Source organism: Pedobacter nototheniae, from assembly GCF_032678625.1.
GTDB lineage: Bacteria > Bacteroidota > Bacteroidia > Sphingobacteriales > Sphingobacteriaceae > Pedobacter > Pedobacter nototheniae_A.
In genome coordinates, this window is record NZ_JAVTSO010000001.1 from 150,303 (window position 1) to 167,431 (window position 17,129).

The 17,129-nt window shown below is 37.9% G+C and carries 11 protein-coding genes; 2 read left to right on the top strand and 9 right to left on the bottom strand.

Annotated elements, in window-relative coordinates; translation table 11 throughout:
• Positions 1 to 13 precede the first annotated feature (13 nt).
• From R2Q77_RS00740 to R2Q77_RS00750, 3 genes are all read right to left on the bottom strand, one after another.
• Positions 14 to 3,304: a SusC/RagA family TonB-linked outer membrane protein gene (locus tag R2Q77_RS00740; RefSeq protein WP_316801796.1), complete on the bottom strand. Its 3,291-nt coding sequence runs from the start codon at positions 3,302 to 3,304 to the stop codon at positions 14 to 16.
• A gap of 184 nt (positions 3,305 to 3,488) precedes the next feature.
• Positions 3,489 to 4,550, bottom strand: a complete 1,062-nt coding sequence (locus R2Q77_RS00745; protein WP_316801797.1) for a FecR family protein — start codon at positions 4,548 to 4,550, stop codon at positions 3,489 to 3,491.
• A gap of 265 nt (positions 4,551 to 4,815) precedes the next feature.
• Positions 4,816 to 5,370 (bottom strand): RNA polymerase sigma factor, encoded by a 555-nt coding sequence (locus R2Q77_RS00750; protein WP_316801798.1) that lies wholly within the window; start codon positions 5,368 to 5,370, stop codon positions 4,816 to 4,818.
• 167 nt (positions 5,371 to 5,537) lie between these two features.
• On the opposite strand from R2Q77_RS00750, the gene R2Q77_RS00755 reads away from it, so the two are divergent.
• Together R2Q77_RS00755 and R2Q77_RS00760 are read left to right on the top strand one after the other, a co-directional pair.
• Entirely contained in the window at positions 5,538 to 6,038 is a 501-nt protein-coding gene (locus R2Q77_RS00755; RefSeq protein ID WP_316801799.1) for a sigma-70 family RNA polymerase sigma factor, read from the top strand.
• Between the two features lies 1 nt (position 6,039).
• Entirely contained in the window at positions 6,040 to 6,642 is a 603-nt protein-coding gene (locus tag R2Q77_RS00760; RefSeq protein ID WP_316801800.1) for a hypothetical protein, read from the top strand.
• An 81-nt stretch (positions 6,643 to 6,723) separates the two neighbouring features.
• Here R2Q77_RS00760 and R2Q77_RS00765 read toward each other — a convergent pair whose 3' ends face one another.
• The 6 genes from R2Q77_RS00765 to R2Q77_RS00790 form a co-directional block, all read right to left on the bottom strand.
• Positions 6,724 to 8,601, bottom strand: a complete 1,878-nt coding sequence (locus R2Q77_RS00765; RefSeq protein ID WP_316801801.1) for an alpha-amylase family glycosyl hydrolase — start codon at positions 8,599 to 8,601, stop codon at positions 6,724 to 6,726.
• Positions 8,602 to 8,767: 166 nt separating this feature from the next.
• Positions 8,768 to 10,144, bottom strand: coding sequence for an MFS transporter (locus R2Q77_RS00770; RefSeq protein WP_316801802.1), 1,377 nt, complete (start codon positions 10,142 to 10,144; stop codon positions 8,768 to 8,770).
• Positions 10,145 to 10,228: 84 nt separating this feature from the next.
• Positions 10,229 to 12,073 carry an alpha-amylase family protein gene (locus R2Q77_RS00775; RefSeq protein ID WP_316801803.1) on the bottom strand — a complete coding sequence of 615 codons (1,845 nt, stop codon included), beginning with the start codon at positions 12,071 to 12,073 and terminating at the stop codon, positions 10,229 to 10,231.
• Positions 12,070 to 14,388, bottom strand: a complete 2,319-nt coding sequence (locus R2Q77_RS00780) for a glycoside hydrolase family 65 protein (RefSeq protein ID WP_316801804.1) — start codon at positions 14,386 to 14,388, stop codon at positions 12,070 to 12,072. The genes R2Q77_RS00775 and R2Q77_RS00780 overlap by 4 nt, the downstream gene beginning before the upstream one ends.
• 119 nt (positions 14,389 to 14,507) lie before the next feature.
• Entirely contained in the window at positions 14,508 to 15,179 is a 672-nt protein-coding gene (gene pgmB / locus R2Q77_RS00785) for a beta-phosphoglucomutase (protein WP_316801805.1), read from the bottom strand.
• Between the two features lie 37 nt (positions 15,180 to 15,216).
• Positions 15,217 to 17,100: a glycoside hydrolase family 13 protein gene (locus R2Q77_RS00790; RefSeq protein WP_316801806.1), complete on the bottom strand. Its 1,884-nt coding sequence runs from the start codon at positions 17,098 to 17,100 to the stop codon at positions 15,217 to 15,219.
• Positions 17,101 to 17,129: the final 29 nt, after the last annotated feature.

Sequence of the window (17,129 nt, forward strand, 5' to 3'; positions counted from 1 at the left end):
TGTCTGTTTAAAATTAAAACTTAACACTAAGGTTTACACCGAATGTTCTAACCGGTGGCACTCCACCCAATTCCAATCCCGGAAAAGTAGCATTGTAGCTTGATTCGGGATCAATGTTATCCGTTTTTTTCATCAGGATAAATAAATTCCGGGCAACTAAGTTTACGTTTAACGCCTGAATTTTATTATTAAACATTTTTGCAGGGAAATTATAGCCCAGCGTTACCTGTCTTAATTTAATAAAGCTGGCGTCCTGTACAAATTTATTCGAAGCATAGTTGGCTTCATTTAAATAGTAAGTAGCCGCATTTGTACCAGACGACGGCGCATCAAGCGCTTCTCTGTTTGGCAGCGTATTTTGATGCAGACCAAATACATAACCATAATAATCTGTAGCAGAAAAAACTTTACCGCCCCATTTTCCATCAATTAAAAAGGAAAGCGTTGCTCCTTTATAATTAAATTCGTTGTTCCAGCCGGCAAACCATTTATTGTAAGCAGAGCCGTAAGCCTTTAATTCGTTAAGTGGCTGTCCGGTACCATCTCTTAAAATATTACCAGAAGCATCGTATTTATAATCATAAGCCATTACCTGTGCGGCAGCTTTTCCCGGAATATTTTGTAAAAAACCCACTCCAGATCTCGAAGTGGCTAAAAGTTGTGCGTTCACGCCCTCGGCCAACGATAATACAACATTATCATTATAAGATCCGTTTAGGGAAGAAGTCCAGGTGAAATCCTTACTTTTCACAACCTGTCCGGATAGTAAAAGTTCTAAACCCTGGTTTTTAATTTGTCCGGCATTTAAAACGGCTCCGCTGTAACCTGTAGAACTTGAGGTGGTAACAAATGAAATCTCATCCTTCGACAGTTTTCTATACCAGGTAAAATCTAAACTTAAACGGTCGCCCAGAAGACGCATTTCTGTACCTATTTCTAATTCTGTAGCTTTTGATGCTCTTAATGAGGTATTCGGAATATTAACATTGGTAATGGTACCCAGTGGTGCTCCATTTAAATTCTCGCTTCTGAAGGCATAAGTTAAAATTGTTTGATAAGGATCAGTTGCCTGGCCAACCACCGCATAACCTGCTCTTAATTTACCAAAGGTTAAAAAGGAGGGTTTCCATAACTCAGAGAACACGAATGATCCACTAACAGATGGGTAGGTAATGTAAAGTTTATTGTCCTTTCCAGGAGTTGCCAAAGTAGAGAACCAGTCGGTACGTAAACTTCCGCTTAGGTAAAAAATATCTCTGTAAGCTAAATCAAGGGTACCATAAACAGATTGGGTTTCACTAACCGTTTCCACATCGGCCACTGATTTATTTTTAGCATTTAAAATATTGTAAACACCAAAAACCGCAAAATCTGATCCGCTGTTGGTTGTTTGGCGCACATTGGTTTTTCTATAACTGGCACCCAAATTTGGTGTAACAGAAAAATCTTCACTTACTTTGAATGCTTTGCCTACCAATACATCGGCATTTAGATCGGCAAACTTTGTAGACTGATCGGTAATTTTACCTGGCGCGTAATAAGCCGTACCAGAAGGCACCACATTTTTATAAGAATCGGTATAAGAATCTCTTCCGGCACGTCCCTGTAAAAACAAACCGTCATCGAAGGTATACTTCGCATTAAATGAACTGATTAAACGATCGCGTTTGGTATTGTTAACAAATTCGTTTGCCGCAAACCACGGGTTGGTTGCATAAGCATTTCCTTTATTGTACTGGATTTCATTGCCATTGGCATCTTTCCAGGGTTTCAGGTCGTTAACATTAACGCTGGTTGGCAAAAAAGCTACATTATAGTTTGCATTACCTGCTCCGTCAGAAAGCATTGGTCTGTTTTTTACCTGCTCCAGAATGTAATTCATGCGGGCATCAATGGTTAAGCGCTTAATTGGGTTAAACGTGCCGGTTAAATTAAACGATTGTCTGTTTAAACCAGAATTGGGTACAACAGACGTGTTATGAACATCATTTGCAGATAAACGAATCGTTCCACCATCAAAGCTTTTGTTTAAAGCTAAAGTATTAGACCAGGTACCACCTGTACGGTAAAAATCTTCAATATTGTTTTTTTGCGCAGAATAAGGTCTGGATACTCCATCAAACTGCACTACATTAGAACCATCGAGTTTAGCACCCCAGCTTGATCCGCCAACCTGTGCTGCTGCAGCGGCATCGGTAGGTTTTATTCCATTTGCGCCCTGACCATAAACATATTGCCAGTTTGTTCTATCCATTACCTGCTCGGCAACATAATTGGTATTAAACTCTATACTGTTGCCTTTTCCACTTTTTGTGGTAATTAAAATTACACCTGCTTTAGCGCGGTAACCATATAATGCAGAGGCTGCTGCGCCTTTTAATACCGAAATACTTTCAATGTCATCTGGATTTAAGTTCCCAATAGCATCCCCTAAATCCGGTGCATTATCATACTGGCTGCCTGAATTACCATTGGCATTAGCATTATTTAAGCCAACAGGTTTATTTTCCATTGGCACACCATTAATTACATACAAGGGCTGGTTGGTTTGGCTTAAACTGGAAACCCCACGAATGGTAATACTGGTTGCAGATCCTGCGCCTCCCGCTGTTGCGCTTACATCCAAACCGGCAACCTTACCAACCAATGAATTGGCTACATTATTTTCTCTTGCCTGGGTTAAGGATTCGCCGCTAACCTGAGTTACCGAATAGCCTAATGCCCTTCTTTCTTTTTTAATCCCCAATGCCGTAACCACAACATCGGTAAGCTGCTTTGTATCTTCCGCCAAAACAATCTGCACACTGGTTTGGGTACCAATTGGTATTTCGCGGGTTTGAAAGCCTGCATAAGAAACTACTAAAATGGCATTCTCCGGTGCATTTAAAGTAAATTTCCCATTTATATCGGAAGAGGTGCCGATACCGGTACCTTTTACACGGATGGTTGCACCCGGCAATGTACCGCCCTGCGCATCTTTTACCACCCCGGTTATGGGTACTTCTTTGGATCTGCTGATGACAATCAATCCGCCATCAGAAATAGAATATTTTAAGTTTGTTTTGTTCAAAATTGCCGCTAAAACATCAGTAACCAATGTATTGGTTACAGTAATGCTTACATCTTTATTAACGGGAACATAAGACGAGCTGTAAACAAAATGGTAACTGCTTTGCTGCTCTATAATCTGTAAAACTCTTGCCAGTTTTGTTTTCTTTACATCAAGTGAAATTTTTTCCTGGGAAAAAACTGATGCAGAAACATTAAGGCAAGTAATGAGAACCACAATACAGGTTAGTTTCATTAGCATGATAAATTTTAAGAACGTCCTGAATCCGGACCGCTCTTGCAGTAAGTAATAATAAATCATATTTTTGTTTTTTTGGTTGCGTAGTTATTTGGCAGCGATCTGTTAGCACATAAGCTGTCATGTTAATTAATCAAAGAAGAAGTTTAAAGGGCGGTGCGTCAACACCGTCCTTTTTTTCTTACCTCGATATGGTTACTTCATTTCCTTTTATTTCATATTTAAAATATTCTACCTTTTGTAAAGCTTTTAATGCGTCATCTAATGTTTCATGGCTAAATGTTGCTGTAAAACGGTATTTTTCAATTTGCGGATCTGCGAATTGAATATGAATGCCGAACCATTTTTCTAAAGCGCCCTTTATTTCAGAAAAATCCTGATCATAAATTTCAATCTTTCCTTTTGTCCAGGCAGTTTCAACAATAGAACTGTCTTTTATCAGCGTATAATGGTTAATGGTTATTTCGGGGTGGCTTAATGTTGGTTTTAATTGTTTTTGATTTTCCTTTACCGGCGCAACTTTATAAAAAGTAACCTTCTGGCTGGGTTTTAGTGTAATCATTCCCCCATTGCCATTTACAGCCTCCATGGTAATTAAACCTCTAATTAAGGTTGCTTCCGAAGCATTTTCGTCGGGATAGGCTTTAACATTGAAAGCAGTGCCTAAAACATTAATATTAAAATCAGTAGTATGTACCTTAAATGGCTTGTCTTTATTATGTACCACATCAAAAAAGGCTTCTCCGGTCAACTCCACTTCTCTAACTTTATCATTAAAGCCCGCACCGATTGAAAGCACACTTTTAGCATTAAGAAATACAGTAGAACCATCTGGAAGGGAAACTTTTTTGCGTTCGCCATTTTTTGTGCAAAACACCTGTGCTTTTAAATCTGCACGGGTAGTTTTTTCGAAACTATAATTACGGTATATGAGGGCAATGCCTGCAACTAAAACAATGGATGCTGCTATTTTTAACCACAAGTAATTTTTATGAACCTTTAAGGGTTTACCGGCATTCAAATCTTTTTTAAAGACTTCCAGCTGATGATTTAGGGGACGTTTATTTCCACTTAAAATAACGAATAACCTTTTGGCTTCCATCATTACACTTTCCTGCTCAGGATGGGTTTTCAAGTATTTTTCCCAGTAATCTACACAAAGCTGGTCTGTACCCGAACAGTATAACTGAAAAGTATTATCAACAAGAAAGTCTTCTGCATTGAATTGACTTCGATCGATCATTATTATTTGGCTTTTATATATCAGTGCCTAAAAGTTTTACTTTTTCCTAAGGAAATTTTAACTTTTTTTTGAAGTGGCAGAATATATGCCTTGAGGGCACACAGAATAAAGAAATTTAATTTGCAAAAATCATACTTCAAATGTTTTCTGGCAGATTTCCCCGCTGCGCTCGAAAAGACGAATGATCCATTTTTTTACCCGTCTTTTCGACTGAAGCGAAGCGTAATGGAGAAATCCAAGGGTTGAAAAGTCGAAATTTGGAGATTTATGCTTTCAGCTCTTTTCTTAAAACTTTAAGGGCATCATAAATGGTATTATAAGCTGTTTTGATGGTTTGGTTGGTTTGTTCGGCAATTTGCTCGTAACTCAATCCATCAAAAAACTTAAGATGAATTAATTGTTTCTGCCGAAAGGTTAATTTATCCAATGCGCTTTTAAGCTGAAACCGAACCAGTTCATCACTTTGTACTTTTACAATAAACTCTTCGTAACTCATTTCCATCCATTCGCCTTCTGTGCCAGCATTGAATAAAGCATCATTTAATTTACGTTTTCTTTCTAAAATGCGGAGAAGTTTGCGCTTTAAAAAAGTTCTTAAATAGGCCTCCACATTATCAACCCGGTTTAGGCTTTCGTGTTTTTCCCAGATGGTGGTAAAAACCAGGTCGGTTGCTTCACTTGAAATGTCGGCATCAGCACAAACCCTGATTCCAAAATTAACAAGCGGATAATAAAGCGCTGCATAGAGATCAAAAAAGGCATCTTTGTCGCCGGTACGTAGTCGTTCCCATAATAAGTGATGCGCTAATTTGTTGTTCATTTTTTGATTAGAGATTAAGGCAATATTAACTAAAATCAATCAAAATATTAACGGTATGCAAAATTAAAAAGCAGAGGCTTAACTATTGAGGCAAAAAATCATTAAACTACATTTGCTTTGTAACTTTTTTTAAAAACGGTCGACTTATCAGGCAAATCATTAAAATTTTGAAAAAGACAATATTAGAAATAGAATTTGAAGCCAATGTTAAAGCATACAAACTGCTGATTTATAAGATTTGCAGAATGTATGTAAACAGTCATGACGATATCCAAGATCTTTATCAGGACATTATAATTCAGCTGTGGAGATCGTATCCAAAATTTAGAGGGGATTCCAAATTCAGTACCTGGCTTTATCGCATTGCCATTAATACGGCCTTAACCAATTTCAGAAAGCAAAAACGCTCCGTACAAACTACTGATGTTGAAATCCAAAATATTGAAATCCCCGATTATGATCATGATGGACAGAAAGAAGACCAGCACCAGCAATTATATACGGCAATACAAGCTTTAAATGATGTTGAAAAATCCATTGTAATGCTTTACCTGGAAGATAAATCTTATGATGAAATGGAAGAAGTTTTAGGCATAAGCAATGCAACCCTTCGCGTAAAAATGAACAGAATTAAAGATAAATTAAGAACCTTAACCAACAATAAATAAAATGGAATTAGATAACTTAAAAAATAGCTGGAATAGTGTTTCAGTAGATTTAAACAGCAATAAATTTGACATTATTAATGCAACAAAAAAAGAAATGGAATCGCCTTTAAGTGCATTAAAAAAGATTTCTAAAAAACAAATGTTAGTGTTACCGCTACTTTTTATTTTTTTACTGATAATGACGGGTTTTGTACCTGAAATGAAATCGCAGCTTCTGGTTTGGATGGCTTTTATTTTGCTTCCGTTAACAGCCCTTTATCATTATTTTAATCTCAGAATGATAAAGGGCCTCGAAGAAACCAATGGTTCGGTAAAAAACGACCTGCAAAGGAAAGTAAAACGCCTGGTAACCTCAAACATTACCTATCTTACCTTAACCCGGGTTATCCTTTTAATACTGATGATTTTAGCAGAGATTCTTTTACAAAGCAACAGGATGGATTTAATACCCGGCCTGGAAATATTAAAGTTTATTGTGCTGCCTTTGAGGTTATTAATTTATGTGGGTGTAATAGGTGTGCATTATGTGGTGAGCAAATATACCTTTAACTTATATTTCGGAAAATATTTAAACCACTTAAAATCTTTATTAAAAGAGATGTAAGTTAAAAAACATGGTAACTGGAGTTGAATACAAAATTTTAGAAACCTCACGGCTTTTAAAAGCCGCGAGGTTTAATTACGGTTACTTCAGAGTTGTTTTACTAAAAACGTGGTACTCGCCAGGCGCTAATGTTGCATTGTAAATATTTGCAGTTAAATTAACATTGCTGCCAAAAGCATCAATCCAATTACCTGAAGCTCCAAAATCGATATTGGCAGTTTGTGCAACCACATCAAAATTACCAACCACAAAAACTGTATTTGTACCCTCTGTAAGCTTAATATATTTTATTCCCCCGGCAAGGTTATATGCTGATGTTGTTGAATTAAAAATGCTATTGTTCTTTTTTAGTTTGATGAGTTTGGCATAAACATCATACAAAGCTTTTCTATTTACATCAGTAAAATAATCCCACTTAACCGGTTTTTCTCCCGTTCTTCCATTAAAATCAATGCTAATATCATAACCAAGCTCGCCAAACTGCCAGATCATTTTTGGACCTGGTATACTTAACATAAAAGCTGCAGCCATTTCTTCTCTTTTCAATGATGTAGTTAAATTGCCTTTAACGGCATAAGTGCCCGAAGCATTTCCGTAGGTGATGTTTTTAAAATTAAGCCGTTCTTCATCATGGCTTTCTATATAACCGACCAAATTTTCTGACTTACTAAATCCGTGATTGGTATAAAATCCCCATTGGAAATTCGAATTATCCAGCCAGCCCATTGTTGCTTCGTTCATGTTATAATTCATATTGTTCCAAAGCATCATGCCGTCGTCTGCCAAAACTTTTTCTTCGGTTGCATCGGCAAAGTGCTCTAAAATCACGTAAAAATTATTGGGATCAATACTTTTAATATAGCTGTTGTACTCTTTCCAAATTGCAATCCTGCTTGCATCATACGCGGCAAAGGATGCATCATCGGTAGACGTTTTTTGAGTAAAACCTTTAGAGAGATCGAACCTGAAGCCATCAATTTTATATTGCTGCATCCAAAATTTCATTACGTTTTTGGCAAAATATTTTGTTGCTGCACTTTCGTGATTGAAATCGTACCCAACATTATAAGGGTGTTTTGCATCCACGTTAAACCAGGGACTATCTGAAGTTGGTTTTGTTCCGTCGAAATACAACTGCACCATTGGCGATTGTCCGAAAGAATGATTTAATACCATATCCATAATTACCGCTATCCCTCTACCGTGACATTCATCTATAAAATTCTGAAGGGCCGTTTTGGTGCCATAATATTTATCGGGAGCAAAGTAAAACGATGGATTATACCCCCAGCTTAAATTTCCTTCAAATTCATTTACGGGCATCAATTCAATTGCATTAATCCCCAAATTGGTTAAATAATCAAGTTTAGCCAGTGTAGATGCGTAGTTATGGTCGCTGGTAAAATCCCTGATCAGTAATTCATAAATAACAAGGTTATTTTTATTGGGACGGTTAAAAGTGGTATTCTTCCAGGTATAAACAGCTTGGTTGGCTTGCATAACACTTACAATACCGCTGGTTTTTCCGCTTGGATAAGCTTTCAGGTTTGGATAGGTGGCCGCAGAAATATACTTATCATTATCTTCATCCAAAATTTTCTCGCAGTAGGGGTCTGCAACTTTTAAAGTTCCGTTTACCAGAAACTGGTAAGCATACTCTGTTGCAGGATTAAGGTTATCAATTTGTACCCACCAGTAATTTCCGTCGCTTGTTTTTTTCATTGCTGAAGCCGACCAGTTGTTAAACTCACCAATTAAAGAAACCGAAGTTTTACCAGGTGCATACAAAGTTATAATCGCCGAAGTTCCGTTATTAATAAATGCAACACCATCTTTTGCACCGGCTGGTAATTCTGCATTAGGAACAACAGGATCAACAGAAGGATTATCGGTGCCTGCTTTTTTACAGGCAGTATTAAACGCCGTGATGATTAGCAATAGGTAAGTTATTTTTTTCATTTGGTTAGGGTTTATTTCATTTAACTGCAAGAGGCACTCAGTTTACTAAGCATATAAAGTCTTCAGTACGCATTGTTTTAAAGGCTTAAGGTGGTTCTGTTAAGTGATAGCACAAATTGAAGCGAGAAATATTACTTTCGCCGTTCCTTATCCATTATGGTTCTTTTTATACCGATCTGTTTTCTTCTACGCCCAGTTTCGAAGCTAAAACTTCATCTGTTTTTTTAGGCTCACGAATAAAAATGTAGCAGATTAAAGCGGCTAGGATCATTAATCCCCCACCAATTTGCACCGCTAACAGCCTGTCGTTATTTAAAACATTACGCATTAACCAGCCAAAACCAAGGGAGGCAATAATCTCGGGCAATACAATGAAGAAATTGAAAATGCCCATGTATATTCCAATTTTATCTTTAGGTAATGATCCGCTTAACATGGCATAAGGCATAGAAAGAATGCTGGCCCAAGCTATCCCAACGCCCGTCATGCACAAATACAGCATATTTTTATCGTGTACCCAGGCTACACTTATTAAGCCTACAGCACCACAAATTAAACAAAGGGCATGAGTGGTTTTGCGCCCTAATGCATCCGCAATTTTTGGTAATACCAAAGCAAACAAGAATGTAATTACACTATAATAAGCTAAGGTTAAACTCCCGAAATCGGCCCCGTGTGCGTAAACAGGATCACTTGCATCTTTACCGCCAAATACATTTACAGCAACTGCAGTTGTATAATAAAACCACATTAGAAATAGGCCCGGCCAGGTAAAAAACTGAACCAATGAAACGATCTGCATTCTTTTAGGCATATTCCTTAAAGCACCAAATATTTCTCTTACACCACCGCCAAAGCCCTTATTGCTGGCCAATACTTTTTCTTTAAAATCAACATCTTGCGGCGGATATTCTTTTGTTGTAAAAACTGTCCATAATACGGCAGCCAGGAAGAAAAATGCGCCGATGTAGAATGAAAACTTTACATTTTCTGGTATACTGCCCTGCGCTGCGGTATTGGTTAAATGGAAAACATTATTCATAATCCACGGGAGTGCCGATGCAACACTACCCCCTAAACCAATCATCATACTTTGCATGATAAAACCACGGTTTACCTGGCTATCGGGAAGCTTATCCGTAACAAATGCCCTGAATGGTTCCATTGCAATATTTCCAAAAACATCCAGAATCCAAAGCAAACCTGCCGCCATCCATAATACACTGCTGTGTGGCATAAATATTAAAGCAATACTGCTTACAATTGCACCAACCAAAAAATAAGGTCTTCTTCTGCCCCATTTTGGATGCCAGGTACGATCGCTCAAATAACCGATAACGGGTTGTACTAAAAGGCCTGTTAATGGCGCAGCTAAAAACAATAAAGGAACCTGATCGGGATTGGCACCCAGATTTTCATAAATCCGCCCCATATTGGCCCGTTGTAAATCCCAGCCAAACTGTATCCCGAAAAAACCAACACTCATATTGATGATTTGTACCAGTGTTAATTTCGGGTTTTCGAATATTGTTTTTAAACTCATTGTATTGGTTTGTTTTTTATCGCAGTGCCATTCCTGGTTTTATGCCCTGTACAGCAACAGTAGGTTTTCTTGCGATTAATCGTTTTAAAATTCTATTACCTGTGCAGAAACTGGTGCAAGTTTTACAGGTATACTTGTTCCGGCAGGGATATTTAATTTAATCCCTGTTAATAAATCAGTTACCCGGGATGACGATTTTACTTTTAAAATTTCATCCGGAATTTCGATGTTGGCCTCCAATGTCTGGTTGCGGTCAAAGTTGGCTACAACCAATAAACGTTGCTGACCAGAATACCGGATAAATGCATACATGCGGTTATTCATATTTCCCGTTTGCGCAATTTCATAAATATCACCATGGCGCACCGCATCGCTGGCGGTGCTTATTTTAAGCAATTGCTGATAATAACTTCTTAACTTTTGCTGATCGCTGCTTAGTTTTTTGCCATCAAACTTACCATTGTTCATCCACTGCTGGTGCGCAGGCACACCCCAATAATCAAATATTGTTGTCCGGTTATCATCGCCACCAAAACCTTCCGCACCTTTTCCCGGTTCGCCAACTTCCTGTCCAAAATAAAGCATAACCGGACCTTTACCCAAAGTAGCCGAAACTACCATTGCAGGTAAAGCCAGTTCGGCTTTTCCTGCAAAACCTGCTGATGCAATACGTTCTTCGTCGTGGTTTTCTAAAAAGCGCAACATACGATCGCCAAAACCAGCGCTTTCTACCTGCCAAACGTGTTTAATATCTTTTACATCTGCGGTTGGTTCGTTCCTGATTAATCTTTTTAATCCATCATAAAGCCCAACTTTATCATATAGGTAATCGAATTTACCTTCGTTTAGGTATTGTTCGTAAACCTGGGGATTGTAGGCTTCTCCAATAAAAATCAGATTTGGATTTATGGCTTTTACCTGTGGAATTACCCAGTTCCAAAAAGCGATCGGAACCATTTCTGCCATATCACACCTAAAGCCATCAACGCCTTTCTTTGTCCAAAAACTCAGAATATCTTTCATTTTAATCCAAACCGGCGGAATTGGATCGAAATGTTGCTGGGCTTCGGACTGATAATCAACACCATAATTTAACTTAATGGTTTCGTACCAGTCATCGTATTTAGGCTGGGCAGCAAATACATTATTACCTGTTGCTTTTGCCGGATTTTCAGCAAACTTACCATCTTGTAAAGCAGAAATTGGTGTTTGTTTAGGGGCACCAGCCGGAACAACAAACGGCTGTCCTGGAATGTAATAAAAATCGTTTTGTATGCCGAATGCTTTTGTCACATCGTCTTGCGCACCAAAATCGTTTGTGCCGGCGGGTTTGGCATAAGAATGATAACTTCTGGCTACATGGTTAGGAATAAAATCTATAATTACTCTTAAATCCTTTGCATGTGTTCTTTTTAATAACGATTCAAATTCCTGCATGCGATTTTTAACATCAACGGCCAGATCCGGATCAACATCATAATAATCGCGTATGGCGTATGGCGAACCTGCACGGCCTTTCACTACATCCGCATCATCAACCTTAATTCCAAAAGCCGAATAATCTGTTAAGCTTGCATGTGCCAGGGCGCCGGTATACCACACGTAATTTGCGTGTAATTCCTTTATTCCATCAAGCGCTTTATCGGTTATATCGTTAAACTTACCGCTTCCGTTTTGCTCAATAGTACCATATGGTGTATTTGTTGTTTGTTTATTCCCAAATAACCGGGGCAGCAATTGATAAACCACGATTTGCTTCTCGTTCATTTTTGTATCGTTTTTTTGTGCGAAAGATGGAAGTGAGGTGAATAAAATTAAAATTGACGTTACATAGGCTACCGCCTTAAGATGGCTTCGCTGTTTTTCCCTGCAACGACGATTCTTTGATAAAGCAACATTTTCTACATTACGTTTTACTTCTACAATCATACCAACTCCGCATTATCTACTTCAATTTCGGCATTACCACCTAACTTATAATTTTGGTTTCTGATGCCGATTTCAAGATCAATATCTCCGCTATTCTTAATATTGATTCCATTTTCAGTGATTTGGACTTTTAAGGTTGTGCCTCTAAATCCAATGGTAAACGAAAACGATTTCCATTTTTCGGGCAAGAAAGGGTTAAACTGTAACTTATCATTACGTACCCGCATGCCTGCAAAACCTTCAATTACACTCATCCACGTTCCGGCCATTGAGGTAATGTGCAAACCATCTTCCGTATCGTTGTTGTAGTCGTCGAGATCTAAACGCGCTGTACGAAGGTAAAATTCGTATGCTCTTGCTTCGTCATTTAATTTTGCAGCTAAAATGCTATGTACACAAGGTGATAATGAACTTTCGTGAACGGTACGTGGTTCGTAAAAATCGAAGTTGCGTTTTAAAGTATCCAGGTCATAATCTTCTTCAAAGAAATATAATCCTTGTAAAACATCAGCCTGTTTAATAAAACATGAACGTAAAATGCGGTCCCAGCTCCATTTCTGATTAATCGGTCTTTCGCTCGCCGGCAAATCTTTAACTAAAATTTGCTCCTTATCTAAATAACCATCCTGTTGTAAGAAAACCCCCTGCTTTTCATCAACCGGATAATACATTTTTTCTACAATATCAGCCCAGTCTGCAAATTCTGCTTCATCAAAATTTAAAGCTTTAACCAGCTTATTGTATTTTTCCGGCTGCTGGCTTTTAACCACCTCAGCCGATTGTTTCGCGTATTTTAAACACCAGCTTGCCAATGTATTAGTATACCAGTTGTTATTTACATTGTTTTCGTATTCGTTCGGACCTGTTACCCCAAGCATTACATACTGTTGTTTATCGCTACTCCAGTTTACACGTTGTTTCCAGAAACGGGCAATGCCGATTAAGACCTCCAGGCCGTAATCAAATAAATAACGCTGATCGCCTGTATAACGGATATAGTTAAAAATAGCAAAAGCAATGGCACCATTACGGTGAATTTCTTCAAAAGTAATTTCCCATTCGTTGTGGCATTCTTCACCATTCATAGTTACCATTGGATATAGGGCTGCACCTTTATTAAAACCAAGTTTTTCGGCATTTTCTATGGCCTTTCCTAATTGCTTATGGCGATAAATCAATAAATTTTTACTTACCTCCTGTGGGGCCGTTGCCAGGTAAAAAGGTACGCAATAGGCCTCTGTATCCCAATAGGTAGAACCTCCGTATTTCTCACCGGTAAAACCTTTCGGGCCAATATTTAAACGATCATCCTTACCGGTATAGGTTTGAAACAATTGAAAAATATTAAAACGGATGGCTTGTTGTGCAGCTACATCACCTTCAATAATAATGTCGCTTTCCTGCCACTTTGTTTCCCAGGCCTCCGTTTGTTCTTTTAATAAAGTATCAAATCCTTTTGATGCCGCATTTTTAATAACCGATTTGCAATTGGCTAAAAGAGTCGCTTTGGGATGGTTTTCTGAAGATAGATTTGCCGCAATTTTATATAAAGTAATTTCTTCGTTTGCTTTTACCTCAACAGAAAGTGTTTGTCCAACAAATTTTTCCTTACGGATTTCTTCCGCGTCAAATTTAACTTCTTTCTCGTTTTTAAATAACCGGATGCTACTTCCGGTACAAACTTCGAATGCTGTTTTTTTAGTACGTAAAGTTAAATAAGCCTCGTTACCAGAAATTTCATCGGTTACGGCTTCCCAGAATTTCTCATCATAGTTGCTGTCCTGGTTTTTAACATCTCCATCAATAAATGGTGTTAAGGTTAATTTTCCATCAAAATCTACAGCAGTAATACTATAGCGAATTGCACCTACTTCATCATTTGCGATGCTACAAAAACGCGTGGATTTTATTTTTATGGTTTTTCCACTTTTTAATTTAGCGGTAAAGCTACGCTCCAGATAACCTGCGTGCATATTCAGCACACGTTTAAAATCGCTTACCTCTGCAGTGGCCAAATCTAAAATTTCACCATCAATTTTAACTTCTATACCAATCCAATTAGCGGCATTTAAAACTTTGGCAAAGTATTCAGGATATCCGTTTTTCCACCAGCCCACACGGGTTTTATCCGGATAATAAACACCGGCTACATAATTTCCGGGTAAGGTTTCGCCCGAATAAGTTTCTTCAAAGTTTGCACGCTGTCCCATACGGCCATTACCCAAACTAAAAATGCTCTCTGATATTTTATTTAAATGAGGATCAAAACCTTCTTCTATAATATTCCACTCGTGTGCCTTAATGTAATTTTTCATTTTCTTATGCTTTCGTCATTACGAGGTATAATCTCTTCTCAGAGCGTTAGTTCCTGTAATTGATTTGAATTTTCTTTGCTTTAAGATTGCTTTTGTGTCTTGCAATGCCCAGCAAAGTTTTATAATGCCTCTAAATCTTTAACTGATAATTTATCTAATCCGCTTACAACCACATCTGCCTGGGTAAGCACGCTTTTTTCACCAATTCCAATGGCTTTCATTCCACCATTTTTAGCTGCTTCAACACCTGCAACCGCATCTTCAAAAACAACGCATTCTTCTGGCTTAAAACCTAAAAGAGAAGCACCTTTTAAAAAAACTTCAGGATCGGGTTTTGATTTACTTACCATATTTCCATCAACAATTTCATCAAAGAAATGAGCCAGATTGGTTTTTTCTAAAATAATACCTGAGTTTTTACTGGCAGATCCCAATGCAGATTTGTATCCCGCAGCATGAATTTCTGTTAAAAAATTAACTGTACCTGGCAATACCTCGGCAGGAGTCATTTTAGTAATCATATCAACATACCATGTGTTTTTTAAAGTAGCCAGTGCATCTTTTTCAGCATCTGTTTTGCTCACATTGCCCCAGGCTAATATTTTATTCAGGCTCTCTACACGGCTTACTCCTTTTAACTGTTCGTTTTGCTCTTCGGTAAAATCAAAACCCATGGTATTGGCCAAACGTTTCCAGGCTTTATAATGGTAAACTGCGGTATCAACCAATACGCCGTCTAAATCAAACAGACAGGCTTTTATAGAAGGTTTTGTAGGATTATTATCTTGCATCTTTGTTCTTGTTTTTAGTACCTCAACCTTTATTTTTCTACTTCAATTCTAATACTAAGGCTGTTTTAGCTGGCACTTTAATGTCTTTCAGGCTTATACTTTCGCCTGTAATTATATTTTTTGCTGTTGTAAGTCCGTTAATTCTTTCAGAAAACCGCTCCGTTGCAAGATCTTTATCTTTCCCGGTACTGTTTACCACAACCATAACGGTTCCTTTTGCATTTTCGTTATAGCGGAAATAAACATAAACATCATCCTGCGGAACGTATTGCATTAATTTACCCGTTTGTAAAGCTGCACTTCCTTTACGGAAATTAGCCAAGGTTTTCACAAATGTAAACGCTTCATTCTCCTTATTTGTTCTACCTTCGGCAGTGAACTTATTTTGCTTATCGCCATTCCAGCCACCTGGAAAATCAGAACGGATTAAACCATCGGGGTTTGAAAAGTTTTTCATTAAAATTTCTGTTCCATAATACATTTGTGGAATCCCGCGCATGGTTAACAGAATTGCCATTCCTGCTTTATATTTATCAAAATCTTCATTTACCATAGAGTAAAATCGACTCATATCGTGGTTATCTAAAAAGATACAGTTTGTGTTTGGGTTTTTGTAAAGAAAATCTTGTGCAAGTGTTGCATATAAGCGATTTATACCGTCTGTCCACCCCGATTTTCCATTTAAGCCTTCGTATACTGCATCTTTTAAAACCGCATCTGTTATCCCTTGCAGGTGTGTATCAAATCCTCTGTTAACCGTATTGCCACCTGTAAAAAATGCCTGGCTTGCTACAGATGAAACTAAAGTTTCGCCAAATACGGTTAAATCTGGAAACTCGGCATGGATTTTTATTGCCCAATCTGCCATGTATGCAGCATCGTTATAAGGATAAGTATCTAAACGCAATCCGTCTATTCCGGCATATTCAATCCACCAGATGTGGTTTTGGGTTAAATAATTTTGAACGTAGGGGTTGGTTTGGTTTAAATCAGGCATTGATGGAACGAACCATCCGTCAAGCATTTGTTTTTTATCAGTTGCAGAGGCGTGAGGGTCCATTACCGGTTGATCGCGATAACTGGTTTGTGTATATTTTGGCCATTGGTTTAACCAATTTTTCATTGGCAAATCCTTATAAAACCAATGTCCGGTGCCAATGTGGTTGTGCACTATATCTTTAATTACTTTTAAGCCTTTTGCATGGCAGGCTTCTACGTATTGTTTATAAAGTTCGTTAGTGCCATAACGGGGATCAATTTTATAGTGATCGGTTACCGCATAACCATGATACGATGCATGAGGCATATCATTTTCAATCTCTGGTGTCATCCAAACTGTGGTTACACCCAAATCTTTTAAATAATCAAGGTGGTTCATAACCCCCTGAATATCGCCCCCGTGGCGGTAGTACATACTATCGCGGTTTAAGGCTGTTTCTGTTAAGCCCTTAACAACATCGTTATTTTTATCGCCGTTAGAAAATCGGTCGGGCATTAACAGGTAAATAAAATCTTTATTGGAAACGCCTTGTATGCGCCCTTTACTTTGGTCACGATTTTTTAGCTCGTAAGTATAGGTTTGTTTTTTCCCGTTTAAAGAAAAACTGATGGGGAATTTTCCCGCTTTGGCTGATGGAGATATTTCCAGATCTAAAAAAAGATAATTTGGATTTTCTACCTGGTTAACCTTAACCAGTTTTACACCAGCGTAATTTAAGGCTACTGCACTTGTCGAAATATGATCGCCATGTACCAGCAATTGCAATTTTGGATTGTGCATTCCCGTAAACCAGAACATTGGCTCAATGCGTTCTAATTTTTGAGCAAAAAGGTTTGTGCCGGTAAATACTACAATCAGTAAGATGAGTATTTTTTTTAGTCCTGAAGAAGGGAAGGGAAAGAAAGTATGGAATCTGATCATGCTAAAACTAAAAAGAATGTTAAAAAACC

Coding starts and splice junctions, on each gene's coding strand:
- R2Q77_RS00790 (WP_316801806.1), bottom strand. CDS start 17,100: ATGATCAGATTCCATACTTTCTTTCCCTTCCCTTCTTCAGGACTAAAA.
- R2Q77_RS00765 (WP_316801801.1), bottom strand. CDS start 8,601: ATGAAAAAAATAACTTACCTATTGCTAATCATCACGGCGTTTAATACT.
- R2Q77_RS00750 (WP_316801798.1), bottom strand. CDS start 5,370: ATGAACAACAAATTAGCGCATCACTTATTATGGGAACGACTACGTACC.
- R2Q77_RS00740 (WP_316801796.1), bottom strand. CDS start 3,304: ATGAAACTAACCTGTATTGTGGTTCTCATTACTTGCCTTAATGTTTCT.
- R2Q77_RS00745 (WP_316801797.1), bottom strand. CDS start 4,550: ATGATCGATCGAAGTCAATTCAATGCAGAAGACTTTCTTGTTGATAAT.
- R2Q77_RS00775 (WP_316801803.1), bottom strand. CDS start 12,073: ATGATTGTAGAAGTAAAACGTAATGTAGAAAATGTTGCTTTATCAAAG.
- pgmB (WP_316801805.1), bottom strand. CDS start 15,179: ATGCAAGATAATAATCCTACAAAACCTTCTATAAAAGCCTGTCTGTTT.
- R2Q77_RS00780 (WP_316801804.1), bottom strand. CDS start 14,388: ATGAAAAATTACATTAAGGCACACGAGTGGAATATTATAGAAGAAGGT.
- R2Q77_RS00760 (WP_316801800.1), top strand. CDS start 6,040: ATGGAATTAGATAACTTAAAAAATAGCTGGAATAGTGTTTCAGTAGAT.
- R2Q77_RS00770 (WP_316801802.1), bottom strand. CDS start 10,144: ATGAGTTTAAAAACAATATTCGAAAACCCGAAATTAACACTGGTACAA.